Annotated in this window: 16 protein-coding genes; 7 read left to right on the top strand and 9 right to left on the bottom strand. The window is 69.9% G+C overall.

Annotation, left to right across the window (positions count from 1 at the left end; translation table 11 throughout):
- Nucleotides 1-93: 93 nt before the first annotated feature.
- Both QIY60_RS10410 and QIY60_RS10405 read right to left on the bottom strand, forming a co-directional pair.
- Nucleotides 94-300, bottom strand: coding sequence for a hypothetical protein (locus tag QIY60_RS10410; protein WP_283142142.1), 207 nt, complete (start codon nucleotides 298-300; stop codon nucleotides 94-96).
- Nucleotides 301-313: 13 nt separating this feature from the next.
- On the bottom strand, nucleotides 314-1,411 hold the full coding sequence (locus tag QIY60_RS10405) for a glycosyltransferase family 2 protein (protein WP_283142141.1): 1,098 nt from the start codon (nucleotides 1,409-1,411) through the stop codon (nucleotides 314-316).
- A 477-nt stretch (nucleotides 1,412-1,888) separates the two neighbouring features.
- Between QIY60_RS10405 and QIY60_RS10400 the strand changes: the two genes are divergently transcribed.
- Nucleotides 1,889-3,298, top strand: a complete 1,410-nt coding sequence (locus QIY60_RS10400) for a cellulose binding domain-containing protein (protein WP_283142140.1) — start codon at nucleotides 1,889-1,891, stop codon at nucleotides 3,296-3,298.
- Between the two features lie 70 nt (nucleotides 3,299-3,368).
- Here the strand turns inward: QIY60_RS10400 and QIY60_RS10395 are convergent, their stop codons facing one another.
- A complete protein-coding gene (locus tag QIY60_RS10395; protein ID WP_283142139.1) occupies nucleotides 3,369-6,677 on the bottom strand; it encodes a ricin-type beta-trefoil lectin domain protein in 3,309 nt (1,102 codons plus the stop codon).
- A gap of 624 nt (nucleotides 6,678-7,301) precedes the next feature.
- On the opposite strand from QIY60_RS10395, the gene QIY60_RS10390 reads away from it, so the two are divergent.
- The 3 genes from QIY60_RS10390 (at nucleotide 7,302) to QIY60_RS10380 (ending at nucleotide 14,907) form a co-directional block, all read left to right on the top strand.
- Nucleotides 7,302-13,784 (top strand): RHS repeat-associated core domain-containing protein, encoded by a 6,483-nt coding sequence (locus tag QIY60_RS10390; RefSeq protein WP_283142138.1) that lies wholly within the window; start codon nucleotides 7,302-7,304, stop codon nucleotides 13,782-13,784.
- On the top strand, nucleotides 13,781-14,143 hold the full coding sequence (locus tag QIY60_RS10385) for a hypothetical protein (protein ID WP_283142137.1): 363 nt from the start codon (nucleotides 13,781-13,783) through the stop codon (nucleotides 14,141-14,143). The genes QIY60_RS10390 and QIY60_RS10385 overlap by 4 nt, the downstream gene beginning before the upstream one ends.
- 320 nt (nucleotides 14,144-14,463) lie before the next feature.
- Nucleotides 14,464-14,907 (top strand): RICIN domain-containing protein, encoded by a 444-nt coding sequence (locus QIY60_RS10380; RefSeq protein WP_283142136.1) that lies wholly within the window; start codon nucleotides 14,464-14,466, stop codon nucleotides 14,905-14,907.
- 94 nt (nucleotides 14,908-15,001) lie between these two features.
- On the opposite strand, the gene QIY60_RS10375 is transcribed toward QIY60_RS10380, so the two are convergent.
- The gene (locus QIY60_RS10375) at nucleotides 15,002-15,913 is read right to left on the bottom strand and encodes a helix-turn-helix domain-containing protein (protein ID WP_283145887.1); all 912 of its coding nucleotides are present in this window, start codon (nucleotides 15,911-15,913) and stop codon (nucleotides 15,002-15,004) included.
- A 139-nt stretch (nucleotides 15,914-16,052) separates the two neighbouring features.
- Between QIY60_RS10375 and QIY60_RS10370 the strand changes: the two genes are divergently transcribed.
- On the top strand, nucleotides 16,053-16,646 hold the full coding sequence (locus QIY60_RS10370; RefSeq protein WP_283142135.1) for an MBL fold metallo-hydrolase: 594 nt from the start codon (nucleotides 16,053-16,055) through the stop codon (nucleotides 16,644-16,646).
- On the opposite strand, the gene QIY60_RS10365 is transcribed toward QIY60_RS10370, so the two are convergent.
- From QIY60_RS10365 to QIY60_RS10355, 3 genes are all read right to left on the bottom strand, one after another.
- A complete protein-coding gene (locus QIY60_RS10365; RefSeq protein WP_283142134.1) occupies nucleotides 16,643-17,569 on the bottom strand; it encodes an alpha/beta hydrolase in 927 nt (308 codons plus the stop codon). The two genes, QIY60_RS10370 and QIY60_RS10365, sit on opposite strands and share 4 nt — an antisense overlap.
- A 283-nt stretch (nucleotides 17,570-17,852) precedes the next feature.
- On the bottom strand, nucleotides 17,853-19,007 hold the full coding sequence (locus tag QIY60_RS10360) for a lipase family protein (RefSeq protein WP_283142133.1): 1,155 nt from the start codon (nucleotides 19,005-19,007) through the stop codon (nucleotides 17,853-17,855).
- A 91-nt stretch (nucleotides 19,008-19,098) separates the two neighbouring features.
- Nucleotides 19,099-20,106, bottom strand: a complete 1,008-nt coding sequence (locus QIY60_RS10355; protein ID WP_283142132.1) for an AraC family transcriptional regulator — start codon at nucleotides 20,104-20,106, stop codon at nucleotides 19,099-19,101.
- A gap of 95 nt (nucleotides 20,107-20,201) precedes the next feature.
- Here QIY60_RS10355 and QIY60_RS10350 point away from each other — a divergent pair, with 95 nt between their 5' ends.
- Nucleotides 20,202-21,827 (top strand): AMP-dependent synthetase/ligase, encoded by a 1,626-nt coding sequence (locus QIY60_RS10350; protein ID WP_283142131.1) that lies wholly within the window; start codon nucleotides 20,202-20,204, stop codon nucleotides 21,825-21,827.
- Nucleotides 21,828-21,927: 100 nt separating this feature from the next.
- On the opposite strand, the gene QIY60_RS10345 is transcribed toward QIY60_RS10350, so the two are convergent.
- Nucleotides 21,928-22,131 (bottom strand): cold-shock protein, encoded by a 204-nt coding sequence (locus tag QIY60_RS10345; RefSeq protein ID WP_008738468.1) that lies wholly within the window; start codon nucleotides 22,129-22,131, stop codon nucleotides 21,928-21,930.
- A 260-nt stretch (nucleotides 22,132-22,391) separates the two neighbouring features.
- Between QIY60_RS10345 and QIY60_RS10340 the strand changes: the two genes are divergently transcribed.
- The gene (locus QIY60_RS10340; protein ID WP_283142130.1) at nucleotides 22,392-23,240 is read left to right on the top strand and encodes a menaquinone biosynthesis protein; all 849 of its coding nucleotides are present in this window, start codon (nucleotides 22,392-22,394) and stop codon (nucleotides 23,238-23,240) included.
- Between the two features lie 12 nt (nucleotides 23,241-23,252).
- On the opposite strand, the gene QIY60_RS10335 is transcribed toward QIY60_RS10340, so the two are convergent.
- The gene (locus QIY60_RS10335) at nucleotides 23,253-24,305 is read right to left on the bottom strand and encodes an alpha/beta hydrolase-fold protein (RefSeq protein WP_283142129.1); all 1,053 of its coding nucleotides are present in this window, start codon (nucleotides 24,303-24,305) and stop codon (nucleotides 23,253-23,255) included.
- Nucleotides 24,306-24,503 lie beyond the last annotated feature (198 nt).

Below are 24,503 nucleotides of genomic sequence, written 5' to 3'. Positions count from 1 at the left end.
CGTCTCGGCGAAGGAGGCGGCGGCGACGCTGATGAACTTCGCTTGGGTGGGGTTGGGGAGCCTGATGTGCGGGGCGCGTTGGTCGCCGTCCACCTAGCCGCGGGCGTGCCTCTGCTCGCCCGCGGCGATGCGCCGGTCGTGTCGGCGGCGGCGGGCGGATGCCGCGTAGGTGAACAGCGATACGGATATGACCACGACGGTGAACGCCAGCAACAGCTGGTCGACGTCGGCCACTTGCGTCAGCGCGTAGGCAATGCCCGCGAGCACCGCGCAGACCCCCAAACCCTTGAGGGAATTCATTTCTCTCCTCGACTCATTTCCACGCGGATACGCGGGTCACATACGACTTCACGATGGATGAGACAAGCCAGTAGCTCCGCACCACGGTGAACACCAGCTCGGGAATGAGCGCGGCCTCGACGAGCATCGCCTTCCAGCCCAGATTCCTCACCCGGAGCGCCGGATAGACGATCCAGAAGGCAAAGAGCAGCAGAAAGACGAGTGGCATGTTGGTGAAGCCTTGCTTGACGGCCATCACCAAGTGGGTCGAACCCCAGCCCAGCACATAGGCGGAGCCCAGGATTCCGAGAATCAGTGTCGTGATGGAGTGCCAGGTGAACTTCGTCCAGCCGCGTCGGCGCAGGGTGTCCACGGTTCCTCGGCTCCACCGCTCGCGCTGCTGGATCAGCTCGCGGAGCGTGGGCATGAGGTCGGTGTACGCGATGCAGAGCTGGTTGGCCGTGACCTTCCAGCCGGACTCCTTGAGTGCCAGCGTGGTCTCGTAGTCCTCGACCAGGTTGCGGTGGTCCTCCCAGAAGACCTGGCCCCGCCAGTCGAGCAGGCTCTGCAGGGCCTCGCTCCGGTAGAACGAACCGGCCCCGGACATGGTGTGGATGTCCTTGCGGTACCGGGCGTTCGCGGCCCGGCCGTACTCGATGATCTGCATCCCGAGGAGGTAGCGCTGCCACGGGTTGCGCCACAGGTCGGTGCGGCCGAGGCAGGCGGCGCTGACGCCGCCGATCTGCGGGTCCGAGGCGATGACGTTGCGGGCCCGCTCGATGAACTTCGGGTGCAGCTCGGTGTCGGCGTCCATCACCAGGACGTGCCGGACCTGGCTGGTCAGCCGCCCTCCGACGGCCTCCCTGAGCCAGTCCAGGCCGTAGTTGAGGGCGCCCGCCTTCTTGTGCGGGTTGTCGTCGAGGGTCAGGACGACCGTGGGCGGCGTCTGCGGGTCGTCCGCGAACTGGTTCGCGTACTCCTCGGTGCGGTCCGTGGAGTTGTTGACCACCACGACGATGAGGTCGGGGCGGCGGCTCTGGGCGGCCAGGGACCTCAGCGAGGTGAAGACGCCGACCTCCTCGTTCCGGGCCGGAACGAGGATCACAGTGTCGTACAGGGCGTTGCCGCCCACCTCTTCGGGGGAGACGCGACCTCTGCGGTGCCGGCTCCGCGACGCGCGCGGGTCCCCAGTGCGCGCGCGGCGGCGCGCAGTAGTGCCCGACAAGGTCTCCCCCACTCAGAAACGAAAGTACAGGCTCCGTTTGGTCTGGACCTGTGAAAGCTCAACGAGAAGGTACATCACGTCCGCGCGCCCGCCCGATCGAGTTCGGCCACGTAGGCAGTTGTTCATCGTTTCGCAATTGAAGGGCCTCGAATCGCTATCCGGCAAAACTGGACAAGTGGGGCACTCTGTCTGCTTACCGCAGGTAAAGCGGTGACCAAGGCCACGTTTGGAAGAGGCCATTCCGTGACCTTTGGTCGGCCGATATTGGCGGCGCGGCCGGTTGGGGGCCGTGGTTACGATGGTGCGGAATACGACCAGCAGTGAATCGGAGCGTCAGTGAGCAGTCCCCGCCGCACTCCCCGTCGTGGGTGGACCGTGCTGAAAATGGTGCTCGTCATGGCGATAGTCGCCGCCGGTGGCACCGCGGCCTATTACCAGTGGGGTTCCGGAGATGGAGATTCCCCCTCCGGATCCGCTTCCGCGGAACTGACCGTTCGTTACCGGAATGACGCCCCCGCCACCGGCGCAACGGCCAAGCCTTGGCTGGAAGTCATCAACAATTCCAAGAAGTCCGTGGCACTGACCGATGTCACCCTGCGGTACTACTTCACGGCGAACGACGCGGCCGCGTACGGAGCCAACTGCGTCCAGACGAGCCTGCGCTGCTCCAACGTCACCCAGAAGATCGGCGCGCTCGCGGGATCGGCTCCCAAGGCCGACCACTACCTCCAGATCGGCTTCACCGAGGGCGCGGGCAGCCTGAAGCCCGGCGGCACCACCGAGGCGATCGGGCTCCAGCTCTACCGCCTCGACCACAAGGCGCTGGACCAGTCGGACGACCGCTCCTTCGACGCCGGGGTTACCCACTACGCGCCCTCGAAGCTGGTCACCGCGTATCTGCGCGGCGCGCTCGCCTGGGGCGAGGAGCCGGGCAGCCGCACTGGGGGCCAGGACCCGGCCGCGCCGACGCCGGTCGCGGCCGCGCCCGAGGGCGTCCTGTTCGACGACTTCCACTACAGCGGTCCCGCGGACCCCGCGCTCGCCTCCAACGGCTGGCGCGTGCGCACCGACGGCGGCGGCCCCGGTATCCGCGGCACCTGGTCGGCCGCCAACGTCAGCTTCCCGGCCGCGACCGGCGGCAAGGACTCGGGGGACAGGGCGGAGCAGGCGCTCCAGCTGCGGGTCACCAGCGACGGGACCAAGGGCGGCACCAAGCAGGCCGAACTCCAGCGCGCGGAGCCCGACTTCTTCACGGGGACCGTCGCCGCCCGGGTCTACTTCAGCGACAAGCCCACCAGCGGCCGCAACGGCGACCACATCAACGAGTCCTTCTTCACCATTTCCTCGATAGGCAAGTCGGAGAAGCAGAGCTACAGCGAGCTCGACTACGAGTACATGCCGAACGGCGGCTGGGGCGCCCCGGGCCCCCGGCTCGACACCACGAGCTGGCGCAGCGGCAAGCAGGGGGACCGGACCACCCGCACCCAGAAGCTGAGCCTCAAGGGCTGGCACACCATGATGATCACTGCGGCGGACGGGAACGTCACCTACTCGGTGGACGGCCGCAAGCTCTTCACCCACGGCGGCAAGTACTTCCCGCGCGAGCGCATGGGCATCCACTTCAGCGCCTGGCTCGTCGACCTCCCCTTCAAGGGGAAGCGCACCTGGGACATGAAGGTGGACTGGCTCTACTGCAAGGCCGGGCAGGCCGTCTCCCTGGCCGAGGCCGAGAAGGCCGCGGCGGGCTTCTCCGGGGCCGGTACGAACTACGTGAACACCCTGCCCAAGTCCTGACCCGCTGAACGGCCGTGCGCCCGCCCCCGGTTGTCCGGGGGGCGGGCGCACGGCCGTTTCAAGGGGAGAGCTAGAACAGCCCCACCAAGTCCTGCACCAGCGCCGCGTCCCCCACGATCGAAGACGTCCCATGCGTCGTCGCCGTGCCCGGGTAGAAGCGCAGGCCTCCCGGGGTCGCCTTGAAGACCGCCCAGAAGTCCGGGGTTTCCTGGCCTGGCGTCGGGACGAACTTCAGGTACGTGCCGGTGTCGACGACCGTGCCCTGGGCGTTGCCCGCGCTCGCGAAGAACGGGATGTTCGTCGACTGCCAGGCGCTCGGGCCGTAGGTGGTGCGGGTGCCGATGCCGTACGTCGTGTTGCCCGAGGTGTCCGTGGCGCGGGTGCCCGGGTACAGGTACAGCTTGCCGTAGTCGGTGCTCGCCGGGTCCGTGGTGACGTGGCGGCCGAGCAGGTCGGGGATGCCGTCGCCGTTCACGTCACCGGGCGCGGTGAAGTCGAAGCGGTCCCAGGACGTGAAGCCGAACTGCTTCGCCGGGAGCAGCTTGTACGAGCCGGGCTCCGCCGCCAGCGGGCCCTCGGCCGTGCCGGAGTACAGCCACATCCCCTCGCCCTCCTGGACGATCAGGTCGGCGCCGGGCATGCCGTCGGCGTCGCCCGGGGCGAGGATCTGGCCGGTGCCCGCCCAGGTGCCCGGGACCGTCCAGTCCTGGGTCGCGTCGCCGTCGCACGCGAGGATCTGGACGGCCGTGGCCTTCACCACGGCGCCGCCCGCCACGTCCAGGCAGCGGCCGGAGCCCTGGTTGAGCAGGGAGCCGTCGCCGCGGTCGAGCCACTGCTGGGCCGGGCCGCCGTCGCAGTCGGCCAGCTGGACCGGCGAGGCGAGGTCGGTGCCCGCGGCGGCCGCGCACTTGCCGAGCACCTTCAGGGCGCCGCCGGTGAGCTGGAAGTCCTGCGCGGCGGTGGCGTTGCAGGTGTAGATCTGGAGCGGGGTGCCGTTGGCGGTGTTCGCCGACTTCACGTCGAGGCAGAGTCCGCCGGGGCCGGTCAGCGGGCCGTTGTCCTTGCCGGCCGGACGCAGCAGCTCCTTGCGCTGGCCGGTGACGGGCACACCGTTGCCGTCGCCGGGGTACAGGTACAGCTTGTTGCCGACCTTGGCGAAGAAGTCCTCGTACCCGTCCATCGTCTGGCCGTCGGTGGCCGCGATGAAGTCGCCCCGGTGGGCGACGCGCGCGCCGTTCCAGCCGCCCGAGGCGACCGTGCGCGCCGTCTTCAGGGTGCCGTCGCCCTTGCCGCCGAGCAGCCGCAGGGTGCCGTCGGTGGCGGTGGCCAGCAGGTCCGACTGCCCGTCGCCGTCGAGGTCGCCCGCCAGGTCGCCGTGGACCCGCCCGGCCGTGTCGTGCACGAACGCGGGGTTGTCGGTGACGATCAGGGTGGTGTCGGTCGGAGCCGAACCGCCGCTGTACGCCGAGGTGTTGCCCGCCTTGTCGTACGCCTCCACGTGCAGCTTGTTGTTGGGCCACAGGCTCGGCTTGACGGTCACCGTGGCGGTGCCGTCGGCGGCCGCCTTCACGTACGTACCGTTGGGGCACTTGAGGTTCGAGACGGACAGCGGCTGGTTGAGCGCGTAGCAGAAGCCGTCGACGCCGCCGGTGTCGGTGTCGGTGGAGGCGAACTTGACCGTACGGTCGGTGCGCGCGGGCACCTCCGCCACGTCCAGGGCGTGGCCGTCGGTGGCGGTGACGGTGGGCTTGGCGGGCGCGGTCTTGTCCACGCCGAAGCCGCAGGCCGTGGTCCACGCCGAGGTGTCCAGGCCGTCACGGGACTGGACGGACCAGGTGTAGCGCTTGCCGGTGGTGAGCAGGGAGCCGTCGATCCGGGCCTGGGCGGTGCCGCCCGCGGTCACCGTCGAGGTGGGCGAGGCGACCACCGCGCCCGTGTCGTAGTCCTTCAGCTGGAAGGCGCCGGTGATCTGGCCGCCCTCCGGGTCGGAGATCTTCGCGGTGAGGGTGAGGCCGGTGTTGCCGACGACCGGGAACGCGGCCGGGTCTGTGGCGCAGGCGACCTGTACGAGCCCGCTCGCGCCGGGCGCCCAGGAGCCCTGGTAGGCGGCCGAGGAGTCGACCTTCGGCGCGGTGTTGTACGTGATCTCCAGGCTCGGGTCGTTCTGGAACTTCTTCCAGCTCTGCTCGTTGCCCTCGAAGTCCTGGCGTGAGCGCAGGCCCAGCGTCATGTCGTTGTCGCCGGCGTCCGCGACCGCCTGCACGGCGGTCTTGATCGTGGCGGCGTCGAAGTCCTCGCCGGCGGCGGCGCACTGGGTCGAGGACCAGCCGTGCGCGAACGTCTTCTCCTGGAGGGTCTGCTTCCAGGCGGGCTGGTTGTTCCAGGTGGTGGAGGAGGAGATGGGGCCGGTCAGGCCCAGCTCCACCGGGGTCTTGGTGCACGACCACGAGTAGCTGTTGAAGACGTTGAACTTGGCCGAGATGATCTTCGATCCGGCCAGGCCCTTGGTGTTCAGCTGGAAGTACGAGCGGGCGGTGCCGTTGGTCGACGTCTCGTGGCCGACCCGGGCGAGCTTGTCGCTGAACGTGCCGCCGTTCCAGTACGCGGTGTTGGCGATCGAGGAGTTGCCCGACTGCTTGTAGGCCATGGCCCAGTTGTTGCGGCCGCCGCCGGAGAAGATCGGGTCGATGACGACCGGGAAGACCGTCTTGGGGTCCTTCAGCATCGCCGCGTCGGGGGTGATCCGCAGCCGGTCGGCGGTGACCTTCGTACCCATCGCCACCAGCTTGGGCGGCGCGGTCTCGGCGGCGGTCGGCCGGGCGCCGCGTACCAGCTGGGCCGCCGCCTGCTTCGGCAGGTGCGAGGAGTCCCACATGGTCGGCGCGGGGGCGCTGAACAGCCGGGCGCCGGAACGGGTGTCGGTGGCCGTCAGATTGCCCTTGGCGTCCGCCTTCAGGCTGGCGCCCGCCGTGTGCAGCGCGAGCGACAGCTCGGCGAGGCGCGGGTTGGCCGCCGCTTCACGGGTCTTGACGATCAGGTGCTGGGCGAAGCCGTCGACGTCGGCGCGCAGGGTGAGGTCGACGCCGGGCAGCACCTCGGGGTAGAGGGCCGTGTCGCCCTCGACGCGGGGCTGCGGCAGCGCGTCCGGCCAGGAGACCGAGAGGGTCCTGCCGTCCTTCGTCATCGTGGCGAGCGGGCCGGTGCCGCCGCCGGAGAAGGAGATGCCGAAGGTGGCGGCGGCCGGGGCGAGGCGGCCGTCGGCGCCCTGCTCCAGCGTGGCGTCGGCCGTGCGCCAGGCGCCGTCGACGCGGGCGAAGGCGGGGCGTACGTACTGGCGCATGGTGAGCGACCCGTCCGGGTTGGCCAGCACCTGCGTCATCTCGTCGCGACGGTCCAGGATCTCGACCTGGCGGCCGGACTTCTTCGCCTGCGCGAGGGCCTGGGCATCGCCCGTACCGGAATTCTCAATTCCGGAAGTGCTGGCTCCGGAAGTGGTAGTTCCGGAAATGACGGTTCCGGAATTGCCAATTCCGTCCACGGAACCCTTGATTCCATGCGCACTTGTCCGGCTCCGCGTGCCGCTGTCGGCGGTCTCGTCCGCAAACGCCGCGTGTGCCGCGGCCAGTTGAACAAGGCCGCCCGCGCCGAGCGCGGCTGCCATCAGCGCGGCCGGCAGCCGTCTGCCCCGGCGCATGTGATGTCCCCTCACCAGTCCCCACCCTCGTATCAGTTAATGCTGCTTGCAGAGCGGGAGCGTAACGCCGGAATAACGTCCGAACTGGCCCCTTCGCACCCTTGGCTGCGCCTTTGAGTACGTATGGTTCGGCGATCGTTCTCCTCTCGTTATATACCCTCCCAACTGCGATGTTCGCACTCCGAATTGTTCTTCCGCCCGTAAATTCCTTGGTGTTAAGTTCCCCCAGGCGCCCCTCCCTTGGGGCGCCTTTTGAGCTGAATACGGAGAGTTGGAGAGTTCCACGTGACTCGTTCAAGGGTGGGGACATTGAGATACGACGAGGACTCGGGAGGGGGCAGACGCCGCCGCGCCACGGCGGCGCTCGGTGCGCTCACGGCGAGCGCGGTGCTGGTCACGCTGCTGCCGAGCGTCGCGGCGGCGGCCGGGAAGGTCGATTTCTCGGTGCGTTCGGTGCAGAAGACGGCCTCGGTGCCGGGCTCCGAGCTGGGCAAGGGCGGTTCCGCCGCCAAGAGCGAGACCGCGCGGCGGCCCTGGCGGGCGCCGAAGGTGACCTGGCCGAAGGCCGGGGACAGCGAGGTCGACCTGGGCGGGGTCGCGGCCGATGCGTTGGCAAAGAGTGCGGCGGGGCGGAGTGTGGCCGGATCGCGTCATGCGGTCGCGCCGGGGAGTCCGGTCGGGGTCGCGCCGCTCGCGCCCAAGTCCCGCGCGGGGGGTGCGCCTGCCAAGGTCCGGGTGCGGATGGCGGACCGGAAGGCGGCGGACCGGCTGGGCCTGGACGGTGTTGTCCTCGGTGTCGCGCGCGACGACGGCAGGGCCGTGCCGGGGCAGGCGTCCGTGCAGCTCGACTATCGCGCCTTTCAGGGCGCGTACGGCGCGGACTGGGCGTCCCGGCTGCGGCTCGTGCAGCTGCCGGCGTGTGCGCTGACGACGCCGGAGAAGGCCGAGTGCCGTACGTTCACGCCGCTGGCGACGCGTAACGACTCCAAGTCCGGGTTGCTCAGCGCCGAGGTCGAGGTAGCGCCGGACGCCGTCGTGGGCGCGGGTAGTGGAGCGGCTGCACGCCGTGGGTCCGCTGTGCCCACCCGTTCCGCCCTTGCGGAACGTATGCCCACAGCGGACGCGGGTGCCTTCACCGTCCTCGCCGCCACCGCCACCCCCGACGGCGCAAACGGGGACTTCAAGGCGACCTCGCTCTCGCCGTCAGGGAGTTGGGCCGCGGGGGGCAACGAAGGCGGGTTCTCCTGGGAGTATCCGCTTCAGGTGCCGCCCGTGCCCGGGGATCTCACCCCCAAGCTCGCCCTCGGGTACTCCTCCTCCGGGGTCGACGGCCGTACCGCCGCCACCAACAACCAGCCCTCCGCTCTCGGCGAGGGCTGGTCGATGGAGATGGGGTTCATCGAGCGGCAGTTCATGGGCTGCAAGGACGACAACGGGACCGGGACGAACGCCCCCGCCAAGTCCGGGGACCTGTGCTGGCGTTCGGACAACGCCGTGATGTCGCTGAACGGGTCCTCGACCCCGCTGGTCAAGACCGGGACCGGTGACGTCTGGCGGCCCGCCGACGACGACGGCAGTCGCATCGAGCGGGTCAAGGGCAGCGCCACCGATACCAACAACGGCGACGACGACAACGAGTACTGGAAGGTGACCACGCTCGACGGCACCCAGTACTGGTTCGGCAAGAACCGCCTCCCCGGCTGGGCCACCGGTAAGACCGAGACGGGTTCTACCTACACCGTTCCGGTCTACGGGAACCACGCCAACGAGCCCGGTCACGCCACCGCCTTCACGGACTCCGTCCGCAACCAGGCCTGGCGCTGGAACCTCGACTACGTGGTCGACCCGCACGGCAACGCGATGGCGCTCTTCTACACCCAGGAGAAGAACGCGTACGCCAAGAACTCCGGCGGCTCCACGACCACCAAGCCCAAGGCGGACGCGAGCTACACGCGCGGCGGCTACCTCGACCACATCGAGTACGGCCACCGCGCCGGGCAGGTCTACGCGGCCCAGCCCGCCGCCAAGGTGAACTTCGCCATGGCCGACCGCTGCCTGGGCACGGCCGCCGACTGCGCCTTCGACAAGGCGCACGCCTCCAACTGGCCGGACACGCCGGTCGACGAGGTCTGCACGGTCGGCGCGGACTGCCTCAACGGTTCGCCCTCGTTCTGGTCGAAGAAGCGGCTGACCTCGGTCTCCACCCAGGTGCTCAAGGGCACGGGCTACTCCGACATCGACACCTGGACCTTCGGCCAGAGCTTCCCCGGCACCGGTGACACCGGCGGCAACGGCCTGTGGCTCGACTCGATCGTGCGCACCGGCAAGGCGGGCGGCACCGCCCTGTCGAACCCGGCGGTGACGTTCGGCGGCACGCTGATGCCCAACCGCGTGGACGCCTCCGAGGGCCGCCCGCCGCTGAACAAGTACCGCATCACGCGGGTGACTTCGGAGTACGGCGGCGACACCCTGGTCGAGTACTCGCCCACCGAGTGCACCTATGCCGCCCCGCCCGCCGAGGCGACCAACACCAAGCGCTGCTACCCGAACTGGTGGACCCCCGAGGGGGGCTCCCAGCCGGTCAAGGACTGGTTCCACAAGTACGTGGTGACCAAGGTGACCGAGGACGACAAGGTCGCGGGCACCGACTCGGAGGTGACCGAGTACGAGTACCTGGGCGGCATCGCCTGGGCCAAGGACACCAGCGAGTTCACCCTCGACAAGCACCGCACGTACAGCGACTACCGGGGCTACGGCAAGGTCCGCACCCGCACCGGCACGTCCAACAGGACGCTGTCGGAGACGACGTATCTGCGGGGCATCGACGGCGCCCAGGTGGCCGACTCCTTCGGCACCCTGTACACCGACGCCGAGCAGTACAGCGGCAAGGAGCTGGAGAGCGCCAGCTACGACAAGGACGGCGGCAAGATCGTCGAGTCGTCGGTGGAGAAGCCGTGGTCGAAGCTGACCGCGACGCAGACCCGCCCGGGCACCACCGATCTGCACGCCTACCAGTCGGACACCGAGACCACCACCGGCCGGTCCCTGATGGACGACGGCAGCTGGCAGACCACGCGCTCCACGGACACCTTCGACGCCTACGGCCAGACCCTCACCACCTCGGACGAGGGCGACCTGGCGGTCTCCGGTGACGAGCAGTGCACCCGCACCAGCTACGTGACCCCGGACACCACCAACTACCTGGTCTCCTACATCGCCTCCGAGCAGAAGACCTCCACCGTCTGCGGCACGGCCCCCTCGGCGGGCACCATCACGGCCGAGACCCGCACCACGTACGACACCAGCGCGTACGGCGCCGCGCCCGTCGCGGGCAAGGCGCTGGCCTCCAGGATCGAGGAGCTCGACCGCTACAACGCCGGCCTGCCGGTGTTCGTCACCACCTCCACCGCGCTGTACGACGCGTACGGGCGGATGACGCAGACCGTCGACGCCGCCAACGCCAAGACCACCACGGCGTACACGCCCCCGACCGGCGCCCAGCCGACGACGGTGAAGACCACCGACAACAAGGGCTTCACCACCAGCGTCGACCTCGACGGGCTGCGCGGGCTCACGGTGAAGGCGACCGACGCCAACGGCCGCGTCACCAGCCAGGAGTACGACGCGCTCGGGCAGCTCACCGCCGCCTGGAAGCCGGGCCGGGTCAAGCCCGCCTCGGCCGACGTCACCTTCTCCTACCAGGTGCGCAACGACGGCCCCACCGCCGTCACCTCCAACACGCTCCTGGAGAGCGGCAAGTACCGCAAGGCGGTCACCCTCTACGACGGTCTGCTGCGCAAGCGGCAGATCCAGACCGAGGCGTACGGCGGCACGGGCCGGCTGATCACCGACAGCTTCTACGACAGCCAGGGCCGCACCTACAAGGACAACGCCGAGTACTACAACGACCAGCCGGTCGCGGCGGGCCTCTTCTCGGTGGCCGACAGCCAGGTCCCGGCGCAGACCGTGACCGAGTTCGACGGCATGGGCCGCGCCACCGCGTCCATCGCGCTCACCAAGGGCACCGAGCGGTGGCGCACGACCACCACGTACGGCGGCAACTGGACGGCGACCGTCCCGCCGAGCGGGGCCACCGCCACGCTGGTGGTCAGCAACGCCCACGACAAGCCGGTCGAGCTGCGCCAGTACAAGGACGGCAACCCGGTCATCGGCGCGAGCGCCGACAAGTACGAGGCGCTGAAGTACACGTACGACACCGCCAACCGCCTCACCAAGGCGGTGGACGCGGCGGGCAACACCTGGTCGGCCACGTTCGACCTGCGCGGCCGCCAGATCACCTCGTCCGACCCGGACAAGGGCGCCGTCTCCACGACGTTCACGCCCGACGGCAAGACGGCGACGACGAAGGACGCCCGGGGCACGGTCCTCGCGTACACCTACGACGAGATCGGCCGTCCCACCAGCCTGCGCAAGGACAGCGACACCGGCCCCAAGCTGGCCGAGTGGACGTACGACACGCTGACCGGCGGCAAGAAGATGCTGAGCTCGTCGACCCGCTGGGACAACGGCAACGCGTACACCACGGCCGTGAAGGGCTATGACGCGGCGGGCCGGGCCACCGGTTCGGTGATCACGGTCCCGGCGGCCGAGGGCAAGCTCCAGGGCACCTACGAGTTCGGCTCCACCTACACGCCGGTCACGGGCCTCGCCAACACCACGGCCTTCCCGGCCGGCGGCGGGCTGCCCGCCGAGACGGTCCGCCAGGGCTACACGGACTACGGCCTGGCGACCACGGTCGGCAACGGCACGGACGTGTACTCGCTGGGCAACCAGTACTCGCCGTCCGGCGACATCCTGCAGACCGTGCTCGGCGCGGTCGGCGCCCGCACGGTCCAGACGTTCACCTACGAGGAGGACACCCACCGGCTCAGCAGCGTGGTCAACGACCGCGAGTCGCAGGGCCCGCAGACCATCGACAACAAGGTCTACGGCTACGACCCGGCGGGCAACATCACCCGCATCCGCAACGACCGCGACGACAAGTCGGTCACCGACACGCAGTGCTTCACGTACGACTTCGCGGCGCGGCTCTCGCACGCGTGGACCGGCACGGACGACTGCGCGCTGAAACCGTCGACGGACGTGCGCCCGAAGGTGGGCGGCGTCGACCCGTACTGGTACTCGTACACGTACGACACGGTCGGCAACCGGGCCTCCGAGGTCCAGCACGACGTCACCGGCGACACCGGCAAGGACGTCCGGCGCGGCTACTCCTACCCGCAGCCGGGCGAGACCCGGCCGCACGGCATGGACTCGGTCGGCATCACCGGCCCCGGGGCGCGCACCGACTCGTTCGAGTACGACGCCTCCGGCAACACCACCCGCCGGGTGACGTCCGCCGGTGACCAGAGGCTGACCTGGGACGCGGAGGGCAACCTCGCCTCCTCGACGATCGGCGGCCAGACGTCCACGTTCCTCTACGACGCGGACGGCTCCCGGCTGCTGCGCCGGGACCCGGGCGCGGTGACGCTGTACCTGGGCGCCGAGGAGCTGACGCTGACGAAGTCCAGCAATTCGGTGAGCGGCGTGCGCTACTACACGGCGGGCAACGCCACGGTCGCGCGCGGCTCGGACGGCTCGATCACCTATCTGCTCGGTGACCACCAGGGCACCGACGAGGTGGCGGTCGACTCGGTGACCCTGTCGGTCACCCGGCGCGCCTCCGGCCCGTTCGGCACCCCGCGCGGCACCCAGCCGCAGACGGGCTGGCCGGGCGACCGGGGCTTCGTGGGCGGCACCGCCGACAAGTCGACGGGCCTGACCCACATGGGGGCGCGCGAGTACGACGCGGCCAACGGCCGGTTCGCCTCGGTGGACCCGGTCATGGACCTGTCCGACCCGCAGCAGATCAACGGGTACGCCTACGCCAACAACTCACCGGTCACCGACAGCGACCCGAGCGGCGCCTTCCACATCGGCAAGATCTTCAAGAAGATCAAGCACGCGGTGAAGAAGATCTTCCACCGGATCAAGCGGATCGTCCGCCACATCGTGCACAAGGTCGCCCACCACATCAGGTCGTCCTACGCACGAGCCCTGCGGGCGATGTGGTCGCACGGCGAGAAGGGCACCCAGTTCGGCCACTTCAACGTGGGCAAGGGGCCCGACCGGGGCATCATCATGATGAAGTTCTTCATCCACACGAAGGACGCGATGAAGATCCCGGGCCTGGGCTACCAGCTGCTGGGCGACAACCGCGAGTACTCGAACGACCCGGACGCGGCCTACCGCATGGTCCTGTTCTGGGACACCGCCACGGGTGACGTGACCTTCAAGGTCTCGCCGTCCCACACCAAGCCGTCGACCAAGCACGTCTCCTCGTACCTGCTGAGCCAGGGCGGCGGCGGTGGCGCGGGCTACGACATCGAGTCCCCGTCGCGGATGATCCCGGCGTACCCGCTGTCGCTCAACGAGTACCCGTCGGAGAGCATCACCGGACGCAACATCGTGAACTACAGCTTCCTCGGCCAGTACCACTCGAACTCGTCCAAGCTGGACCTGGGCATAGCGGGGGTGAACAGTCTGATGCCCCTGTTCTCGGTCGACACACACGTGACGATCGCCGCCAACAAGGGCTCGGTGACGGTGACCCGGAAGGGCGATCACTACCCCGACATGGAGGTCGTCCAGTACCGTCGGTCGCAGAAGCCGCAGGTCGTGGCCCACGACCGGATGGACAACGTCTCCGGTCTGGACTCGATGCCCGGGTACGGCAACAAGGACATGCGGTACTGGAACTCCGCCCAATGCCTGAAGGACCCGCCGAAGTGACCCACGCACCCTGGTTCCCGCGCTGCGCGGCTCGCTACGTTCCGCTCTGCGCGGCCGGCTGGTTCCTCGCGATGGCACTGACCCCGCGAGGGGCGCTCTCCTTCGGGGAGCAGTTGGCGGACGGTGTGAACCTGATGCTGTTCGTGGCGGCGGTCTCGCTGTTCCTGCTCCTCCTCCTGGGCGTGCTCAAGAGGTACGGAACACCGGGCGGCTTCCGCACGGCGGCGGTCTTCCTCCTGCTGATGCCGGTGCTGCCACTGGCACTGGGCGGCGGGGGAGCGCTGTTCGGGATCATGCTCCTCACCCAGGTGGTCTTCGCGACGGCGGTCATGCCGAAGCCGGAGCTGCTGGCGGTGTAGGCGGTTGAGCGAGTGAGGGGCCCGGCGCCGAGGGTGGCGCCGGGCCCCTCTTCGTTTCGGAAGACGGCCGACGGCCGAAGAGGTTCCGGGGCGGGAGCAGTTCCGCTTACCCGCCTTGACGGCGGCGAGCTCGCGGTTTACGAAAACGTGGAGAAGTATCCCGGCCAGCGGGGCCGGAAATACGTGGGTGAATGGCATACCGCCCCGGCCATCCTGAATTGCGCCGTACGTCTTGAAGTCCCGGTTACGGTATGGGCCCACGCCACCTAGGTTGGGGCTCGCTCGATCGAAGCCGTCCCCTTGTACACCCAGGAGGATTCATGGCCGAGACGTTTTTCCTCACCCCCGGCTTGTACGTGATCAAGAACGTCGCGTACGACGACCGCGTGATCGACATCAGCGACGCCCGCACCGAGCCCAACACGCCCATCATCGGTTACTCGTACCACAAGGGTGACAACCAGCAGTGGGAGATCGAGTTCCTGCCGGGCAACGTGTACCACCTGAAGAGCAAGCTCTCCGGCGGGGAGTTCGGTATACCGTTCTTCGCGCTGAGCGAGAAGAAGATCTTCCCGCAGCTCGTCGCCACGCAGCCGTATCCGCAGCAGTGGTCGATCGAGCCGGTCGGCAGCGGCCAGTTCCGCATCCACTTCCCGTACATAGACGGCGTGGTGACCCTGCGCCAGGAGACGGAGAAGACGCAACTCACCATCGAGCCCTGGGAAGGCCGAGAAAACCAGAAGTGGCGCTTCGAGAACGTCTGAGCCTTTTAGCCTGACGGCTCGAAAGGAACAGCGGCTGCGCCGACTTACAAAGTCGGCGCAGCCGCTTTTTTTGTTTGTCGCGGGGCGTACGGGACTAATGCGGCGAGCTTGTGAACGAGCGGCGGTAGGAGCGGGGCGGCACTCCCCGGCGGCGTACGAACTGCTCGCGCAGCACGGCGGCGCTCCCGTAGCCGACCCGGCGGGCGATCTCCTCGACCGGCAGGTCCGTGGTCTCCAGGAGCTCCTCGGCGCTGCTGAGGCGCAGGCCGCGCAGCCAGGCGTGCGGGGTGGTGCCGGTCGCGGCGGTGAAGCGGCGGGCGAAGGAGCGTTTGCTCATCAGGGCACGCCGGGCCAGCTCCGCGACGGGAAGCGGCTCGTGGAGGTGGGCGCGGGCCCAGTCCAGCACCTCGGCGAGCCGTTCGTCCTGGCAGTCCTCGGGGACGGGGGCGGCCAGATACTGGGCCTGCCCGCCCTCGCGGTGGGAGGGCAGCACCATGTCCCGGGCGACCGCGTTGGCCGTCGCGGCTCCGTACTCCCGCCGCAGCAGGTGCAGGCACAGGTCGAAGCCCGCGGCGGCCCCGGCGCCCGTGATCACCCGTCCCTCGTCGATGTAGAGGGCGTCGGGCTCGACGGTGACGTCCGGGTGTCGGCGGGCCAGCAGCTCGGCGAACCGCCAGTGGGTGGTGGCCCGCCGGCCGTCGAGCAGCCCGGCGGCGGCGAGCGCGAAGGTGCCGACGCAGTGGGCCGCGACGAGTGCGCCGCGCTCGTACGCGGCCGAGAGCGCGTCGAGTACGGCGGGGGCGGGCGGCGTACGGAAGTCCGCCCCCGGAAGGGCGATCACCAGATCCGCGGCGGCGAGCCGGTCCAGGCCGTGCGCGATGGCGAGCGGGACACCGAGGTCGGTGGGGACGGGCCCCGGCCGGTCGGCGCACAGGGCGAAGTCGAAGCCCGGCAGCGCCTCCCCGTGCGGGCCGAACACCTCGCTCACGATGCCCACGGCGAGCATGCCGACTCCTGGCGGGACGTACGCGGCGACGGTCGTGAAGGGCGGCACGGGAGCAGTCTGGCACGGCTGGCACGAATCCTGCGATCAGCGGCAGCAGTGCCACTCGTGGGCGGTCGGCCCGCCCGGAAGGATCAAAGCCATGACAGACGCACCGCTCGGCCGCAGCGCCAAGTACACGATCCTGACCACCGGTTACGTCGGCTCCACCGGCCCGGGGGTCGCCGCCACCGTCTCGTACGTGAGGGACGGCGACCGGCACGTGGTCTTCGACCCGGGCATGGTGGCGAGCCGCGACGACATCCTCGGCCCGCTCGCGGAACTGGGGCTCGGCCCCGACGACATCACCGACGTGGTGCTCAGCCACCACCACCCGGACAACACCATGAACGTGGGCCTGTTCGGCCGGGCCCGGGTCCACGACCACAAGGTGGAGTACGTGGGCGACCAGTGGCGCAACCGGGACGCGGAGGGCTACGAACTCACCCCGTCGCTCCGGCTGATCCGCACCCCGGGACACAGCCCCGAGGACATCACGCTCCTTGCGGGCACGGACGCGGGTGTGGTGGCGTTCGCGGGCGACCTGTGGTGGCACGCGGAGGGCCCGGCGGACGACCCGGTGGCCCCGGACCGCGAGGTGCTGCGGGCCTCGCGGGGGCGGGTGCTGGCCGTGGCGGACGTGATCGTGCCGGGGCACGGCGCGCCGTTCGCGCCCGCCGACACCGTGCCGCGCTAGGCCCGCAGCAGTTGCCCGAACTCCGCCAGCATCTGCGTCACCGCCGCGTTCACCGCCTTCGACTTCGTGTCGAAGTTGAGGAAGCCGTGGACGAGGCCGGGGTAGCGGTGTTTGCGGACGGGTACGGCGGCCGCGATGAGCGCGTCCGCGTACGCCAGGCCCTCGTCGCGCAGCGGGTCGCACTCGCCGCAGCCGATCACCGCCGGGGCCAGGCCCTCGTGGCTGGTGGCCAGGAGCGGGGAGGCCGGGGGGAAGTCGGCGGCGGCGGGCTGCTCGGCGAGGTAGAGGCGGATGTCGTTCTCGACCTCGGCGGTGGTGAGGAGGTACCCGGTCGCGTTCTCGGTGCGGGAGGGGTGGGTGTTCTTGCGGCTCATGTCCACGCAGGGGTACGCGAGGAACTGGGCGGCCAGCGGGCGCCCCTCGTCACGGAAGGCGAGGGCCACGCCCGCCGCGAGCCCGCCGCCCGCGCTGTCGCCCGCCACGGCCAGCACCCCGCCGCCGTACTCCGCGAGCGACTCCGCGACGTGGCTGGTCACCGCCACGCAGTCGTCGAACCCGGCGGGGAAGGGGAACTCGGGGGCGAGCCGGTACCCGACGCTCACGACCACCGCGCCCAGGTCCCGGCACATCCGGCGGCAGACCCCGTCGTGGGTGTCCAGGTCGCCGACGATGAACCCGCCGCCGTGGAAGAAGACGACGGTGGGGGCGGGGCCTGACGCCTCGGGCCGGTAGACGCGTACGGGCACGCCCGCGACGTGGTCGTCCGTCACCGAGCCCACCGCGAGGGGCGGGTCCGGCGCCACGGCGAGCGAGAGCATGCGGTTGCCCGCGCGCATCTCCTCGACGGTGGGCGGCGTCTCGGGCGGCGGGCCGTCGACCCCGAACTGCTTCAGCAGGGCTGCGATCTCCGGGTCCATGGGCATGGGGGCAGCATGACGCGGGTGCGTCCGCCGCACGGCTGGGCCGCGCCGCCGCCTGCTCGGATCGGCGGGACGATTCACCCCGGCGGTGGCTTCGCCTGCGGCCGGTGGGGGGCCCGGTGTTTGTCTGCGGACCGTGGTGGGTTGCTCGCGCAGTTCCCCGCGCCCCTGGGTAGTCAGGGGCGCGGGGAACTGCGCGCTCAGCCACATACGGTCCGCAGACGAAGGAGGGTTTAGGGGCGCGGGGAACTGCGCGAGCAACCCAGCATGGTCCGCAGCCGAATGATCAGCAGTTGCCAGCCGTCGGCTTCCCCGCGAACCGGTCGGACAGCCAGTCGGCCGCAGGCAGCGCGCCAACGGTCACCCCACCGATGTGACCGAGCAGCGGCAGCCCGTGCCACGACACCGACGCACCCCGCCCACACCAGTCGGCCCGCAGACCCTCCCCCACCCCGTACGGAATGAGCTCGTCCAGAGTCCCGTGGTACAGGTACACCGGCGCATCCGGCGCCACCGTGCCGAGGCGGGACTCGTTCAGGCGGGCCTGCCAGTCCGCCTGCTCCAGGGGGTTCTTGACCGTCAGGTCGGTGATCTTCTTGAAGGAGCCGATCGTCGAGTCGATCGCCACGCAGTTGGACTTGAAGTAGTCGACGAGCGCCTTGCCCGCCGTATTCAGGTACGTGTCGAGCTTCAGCTCGGGGAAGGCCGCGTCCTGGCCCGCCGCCGCCATGAAGATCAGGCCCGAGCCGAGGCCGCCGTCGTTGGAGTGGGCGACCGCCATGAGGTCGGCCGGGACACCGCCGGTCGCCGTGCCCTTGACCTTGAGCTCGGGCGCGTACGACTTGTGCAGCTCGGCCGCCCAACTGCTGGCCTGGCCGCCCTGCGAGTACCCCATGATCCCGACGGGGGAGTCCCCGGAGACACCGGGGATGCCCAGGCGCTGCGCGGCGCGGGCCGCGTCGAGGACCGCCGTGCCCTCGGCCCGGCCGACGGTGTACGTGTGGTCCCCGGGCGTGCCCAGGCCCTCGTAGTCGGTCACCGCGACCGCCCAGCCACGCTGCACGATCTGGTTGATGAGGGTCGCCTCGATGGTCGTCCCGTACGGGAAGCCGGCGCTCGGCGCGCAGGAGTCGCCCATGCCCACCGTGCCGACGGCGTACGTGACGAGCGGGCGCGGGCCGGTGCGGCCGTCATTGGGCACGATCACCGTGCCGGACACGACGTTCGGGGCGCCCTTGGCGGTGGTGGAGCGGTAAGTGATGTGCCAGGCCTTGGTGTTGGTCCACTGCCCGGGCAGCGGGTGGAACGCGGTGGGCGCGGAGCTCACGACGTCCCCGGGCCGGGCGGCACCGGAGTCGTCGGCCGCGAACGCGGTGGGGGTGGCTGCGGAGAGGAGGAGCCCGGCGGCGAGCACGCCGGTGACTTTGGTTCGGATGGGCATTGCGGCTCTCCCAATGTCCTGTGGGGTGTGGGCAGTTGAGGAGACCGTAGTAACTGACCGGTAGGTACGGCGCTGACCGTATCGCTCACCTTCACTGGCCCAGCCGATACGCCCCCGGCGTCGTCCCCGTCCAGCGGCGGAACGCCCGGTGGAACGAGGTGTCCTCGGAGAAGCCGAGCCGGGCCGCGAGTTCGGCGATCGGCTCGCGCCCCTCGGCAAGGCCCGCGATCGCCGCGTCCCGCCGCACCGCGTCCTTGAGCTGCTGGAACGAGGTGCCCTCGTGCTGGAGGCGGCGCCGCAGGGTGGCGGGGGAGAGGGCGAGCCGGGCCGCCGTCTCGTCCAGCGACGGCAGCCGGGGCGAGGCGAGCAGCGCGCGGCCGAGGTCGCGGTGTACCTGCTCGGCCACCGTCGTCCCGTACGCCCGGCGGCTCAGCAGTTCGAAGGGCGAGCGCCGCAGCATCTGCTCAAGGGCGGCCTCGTCCCGTACGAGCGGCGCGGTCAGCCAGCGCGCGTCGAACACCGCCTCCGTACGCGCCTCCCCGAACCGGACCGGGCAGCCGAACAGCGACGGGTACTCGTCCTTGTGCGGGGGCGGCGGATAGCCGAACGACGCCCGCAGCAGCGGGATGCGGCGGCCCACCAGCCAGCTGCACAGCCGGTGCGAGATGATCAGTAGGCACTCGGTGAGGAACCGGTCCTCGTCCCGCCCGCCGAGGTCGTTGCGCACGGCGAAGACGGCCTCCGGGCCCTCGGCCGTCAGGGCCAGGTCGGGCCCGCCCGGGAAGAGCCGGTAGAACGCGATCCCGCGCCGCATCGCCCCGCCCAGATCGCGGCAGCCGAGCGAGGCGCAACACATCATGGCGAACGTGCCGGGCCGGCTCGGCGCCGAGCCGAGCCCGAGGAACTCGTCCTGGGTCGCCCGGTACAGCGCCCGGAACAGCAGCGCGAACTGCACGGGCGTGACCCGTGCCCGGTCGTCCCCGAGCAGCAGCGGCGGAATGCCGGCGGACTGGAGCAGCGGCACGGTGTCGATGCCGCGCCGCTCGGCGCCGCGCAGCACGGCGCGTACATGGTGCACGGTGATCGTCCCCTTGCCCATGGTCAACGACCGTAGCGGGATTGAGCGGTGCGGTCAGCGGGGGTGACGTTTCCGGTCATCCCCGGTGGCCGAAGGGCGTCCCTACCGTCGGGTACATGACGGGATCCCCGGTACGACCCCCAACCCTGGCCCTCTTCGCGGAGTGGACCGCCGACCGCTACGCGGACCACCCCGCCCTGCGGTTCCGCTCCGGCGACGGCTGGACCTCCACCAGCTACACCGAACTCCGCGACACAGTCCGCCACCTGGGCCGCGCCCTGCTCTCCCGGGGACTCCGCCCCGGCGACCGAGTGGCGATCCTCGCCGAGACGAGCCCCGAGTGGACCCACATCCACCTGGCCTGCCTGGCTGCGGGCGCGGTGGTGGTCCCGATCTATCCCACGGCCGGGGAGGAGGAGGTGGAATGGGTCCTGAGGGATTCGGGGGCGAGGTTCGCGATATGCGAGACGCCGGAACGGTTGCAAGGCCTGGCGGATCTGGAGGCGGTGTGGTGCCTAAAGGGGCGCGGGGAACTGCGCGACCAGCCACATACGGCCCGCACCCAAAATGCAACCCTCGTCGACCTCCTGGCCACCGCGAACGCCGTCCGCCCAGAGGACCCCGCCACCCTGGTCTACACATCCGGCACCACCGGCCCCCCCAAGGGCTGCCGCCTCACCCACGGCAACCTCGGCGCCGTCCAGGACGCCACCCTCCCCCTCACCGAGGGCGGCCCGGGCGACAGGACGTACCTCTATCTCCCCCTCGCCCACCTCCTCGCCCAGCTCATCCAGTTCTCCACGCTCCTGTACGGCGGCGAGCTCTGCTACTTCGGCGGTCGCGTCGAGGACATCGTGGCGGAGCTGGCCGAGGCTCGGCCCACCCACCTCCCGTCCGTACCAAGGCTGTTCGAGAAGGTGCACCAGGGCGTGCTCTCGCTCGCCGAGGAGCTCCACGTCACCGACGAGAAGGAGCTGTCGGACCTGGTGCGGGCGGCCTTCGGCGGCAACCTCCGCTGGGCGCTCACCGGCGGCGCCCCGATCGCCCCCGAGACCCTCGACTTCCTGTGGGCGGCCGGGATCCAGGTGTTCGAGGGGTACGGCATGACCGAGTCGGCCGGAGTGATCACGCTCAACCACCCGGGCGCCGTCCGCCACGGCACGGTCGGCCGCCCCATCGACGGCTGCGAGGTGAGGATCGCCGAGGACGGCGAGGTGCTGGCGCGCGGCGCGAACGTCTTCCCCGGCTACCACGCCAACCCCACCGCCACGGCCGAGACGCTGGACGGGGACGGCTGGCTGCACACCGGCGACCTGGGCGCCCTGGACCCCGACGGCTTCCTGACGATCACCGGCCGCAAGAAGGACCTGATCATCACGTCCGCCGGGAAGAACCTCACCCCGTCCGAGGTCGAGCTCGCCATCGAACGGTCCCGGTTCGTCTCGCACGCGGTGATGGTGGGGGACCGCCGCCCGTACCCCGTCGCCCTGATCACCGTGGACGCGGCCGAGGTCGCGGGGAAGGACGCGGCCGCCGTACGGGCCCTGGTCCAGGAGGCCGTGGACGCGGCCAACGCCCGCGTCTCGCGCCCCGCCCGCATCCGCGCCTTCGCCGTCCTCGACGAGGACTTCACGGTCGAGAGCGGGGTGCTCACCCCCACCCAGAAGGTCCGCCGCAGGGCGGTGACCGAGCGGTACGCACAAGAAATAGAACAACTGTACGAGAGCGTCCGCAACGCCTGATCCCGGCGCCCCGGCAAAGGCAGGAGCCCTGTTCCGTACGTCTCCGTACGGAACAGGGCTCCTTGGGTACTGCTAGTCAGCGATCGCCGACCCGGGCGACTTAGGCCGGGGTGACGTTCTCCGCCTGCGGGCCCTTCGGACCCTGCGTGACGTCGAAGTTCACGAGCTGGTTCTCCTCAAGGGAGCGGAAGCCAGACGCGTTGATCGCGGAGTAGTGGACGAAGACATCCGGGCCGCCGCCGTCCTGGGCGATGAAGCCGAAGCCCTTTTCAGCGTTGAACCACTTGACGGTTCCGGTAGCCATAAGCCCTCCTTGGGCCAAAGGGTTGCCCTGCTCCAGAACCTGCAAACAAGTCTGAAAACTACAAAAGCCTGCGGGTTACATGCTCCGCAGGCTCTGTACTGCAAGGGAAACCAAACTGCAACTTGCGAGGAGCGTAGCACGCGGCATTGGGGCTGCGGTAGAGGGAAAGATCACGTCACCCGGACGTTTGACGGGCCTCTGACGCGCTGACGAACCTACCCGCCGTAGCTGGACAAACAGGACAGGTCTAGTCTCGCGATGTGGACCAAACAACCACCCGGCCACGGGTCGGGCACATCCAGTTCCTCAACTGTCTGCCGCTCTACTGGGGGCTCGCCCGCACGGGCACCCTGCTGGATCTGGAGCTCACCAAGGACAGTCCCGAGAAGCTGAGCGAACAGCTCATCCGGGGGGATCTGGACATCGCTCCGGTCACCCTCGTGGAGTTCCTGCGCAACGCCGACGAACTGGTGGCCTTCCCCGACCTCGCGGTCGGCTGCGACGGGCCGGTCATGTCCTGCGTGATCGTCTCGCAGCTGCCGCTGGACCGGCTCGACGGCGCCCGGGTGGCGCTCGGCTCCACCTCGCGCACCTCCGTACGCCTGGCGCAGCTGCTGCTCGCCGAGCGGTACGGGGTCGCGCCCGACTACTACTCGTGCCCGCCCGACCTCGGCCTGATGATGCAGGAGGCGGACGCGGCGGTGCTGATCGGGGACGCCGCGCTGCGCGCCTCGCTGCACGAGGCCCCGCGCCTGGGCCTCCAGGTCCACGACCTGGGGGCGATGTGGAAGGAGTGGACGGGCCTGCCGTTCGTCTTCGCCGTGTGGGCGACCCGCAAGGACTACCTGGCCCGCGAGCCCGAGGTCGTGCGCGAGGTCCACGAGGCGTTCCTCGCCTCCCGCGACCTCTCCCTGGAGGAGGTCACCAAGGTCGCCGAGCAGGCCGCCCGCTGGGAGGTCTTCGACGCGGAGCTCCTGGAGCGCTACTTCACGACGCTGGACTTCCGCTTCGGCGCCGAGCAGCTCAGGGGCGTACGGGAGTTCGCCCGCCGGACCGGGCCGACCACGGGGTTCCCGGCGGACGTCTCGGTGGAGCTGCTCGCCCGGTGAGCACCGGCACGGTCAGGACGACGGGATCGGGGCCTGCAGCTTGCTGCTGATCCACTGCATGGTCCCGTCGCCCATCCCCTTGATGTAGGTGTGGGCGTTGTGCTTGCCGCCCTGGATCACCTGGAGACGGGTCTTCACCGGGCCCTTGCCGTACTTGGCGATGAAGCCGTTCAGGTTCGCCATGCCGCCCTCCTTGGTGCCGATCTGGAAGGCGAGGTCGACCTCGGGGCCCTTCTTGTCGATCAGGTCCTGGGCGAGCTTCTCCGGGTTGTTCGCCTGCTTCTCGGCCTCGTGGCCGGCCCACAGCGGGGAGTCCGGCACGGTGTCGGGGCCCGAGGCGATCACGGCCTTGAACTGGTCCGGGCGCTTGAGCACCGACTTCAGGCCGACGAAGCCGCCCGAGGAGGAGCCCATGAACGCCCAGCCGTCGCGGGACTTGAAGGTGCGGAAGTTCGCCTTCACGAAGTCCGGCACGTCCTCGGTCATCCAGGTGCCCATCTTGGGGTGGCCCGGTATGTCACTGCCGTCGTAGTAGTACTTCGCGTCCGGGTTGAGGACCGGCATCACCACGACGAACGGGACGCTCTTGCCCTGCTTGGACCACTCGGTGATGCTGCTCTGCAGCTTGAGGTCGGTGCCCATCCAGTAGTTCTTGGGGTAGCCGTTGCCGCCGGGCAGGGCTATGAGCACCGGGAAGCCGCTCTTGGCGTACTTGGGGTCGAAGTACTGCTTCGGCGCCCACACCCATACCTTGCCCGTGAAGCCCGACTTCTTGCCGTGCAGCGTGGTCACGCCGATCTTGGTGCCGTCCTCCAGCGTGTTCTGCGTGGTGAACTGCGCCTTGGGGCCGGTCGGCAGCAGGGTCTTGGACGTGACCTCGGAGGTCTTCTCGTTCGGTGCCTTGTCCTGCCCGGAGCCCGTACCGCCGCTGCCCTTGGGGGCGGGCGCCGACGAGGCGCCCGGGTTGTCGAAGCTCACCGGCTTGCCCTCGTCGGAGCAGCCGGAGACCAGCGCGACAGAGCCGAGGACGGCGGCGGCCATCAGTGCGGTGGTGCGGCGATTCATTCGATGCTCCGAGGTGTTTTGGGATGCTTGGGGCGTTTTCCGACTAACTGCGAGGTTTTCCGTGTGAACTCCGCAGAGAGAGACGACCGGTCGTTCGAATCGGTTCGCCGCCGTACGTCCCGGATCCGGCCCGGCCGAGTGATCCGGCGCACGTCACGCTCTACCCTGCTGTGCGACCGTACTTGACGGCATGGGGGA

It is taken from the genome of Streptomyces sp. BPTC-684, from assembly GCF_030028635.1.
Classification (GTDB): Bacteria; Actinomycetota; Actinomycetes; order Streptomycetales; family Streptomycetaceae; genus Streptomyces; species Streptomyces noboritoensis.
This window is presented reverse-complemented; position numbering and strand designations above follow the sequence as displayed.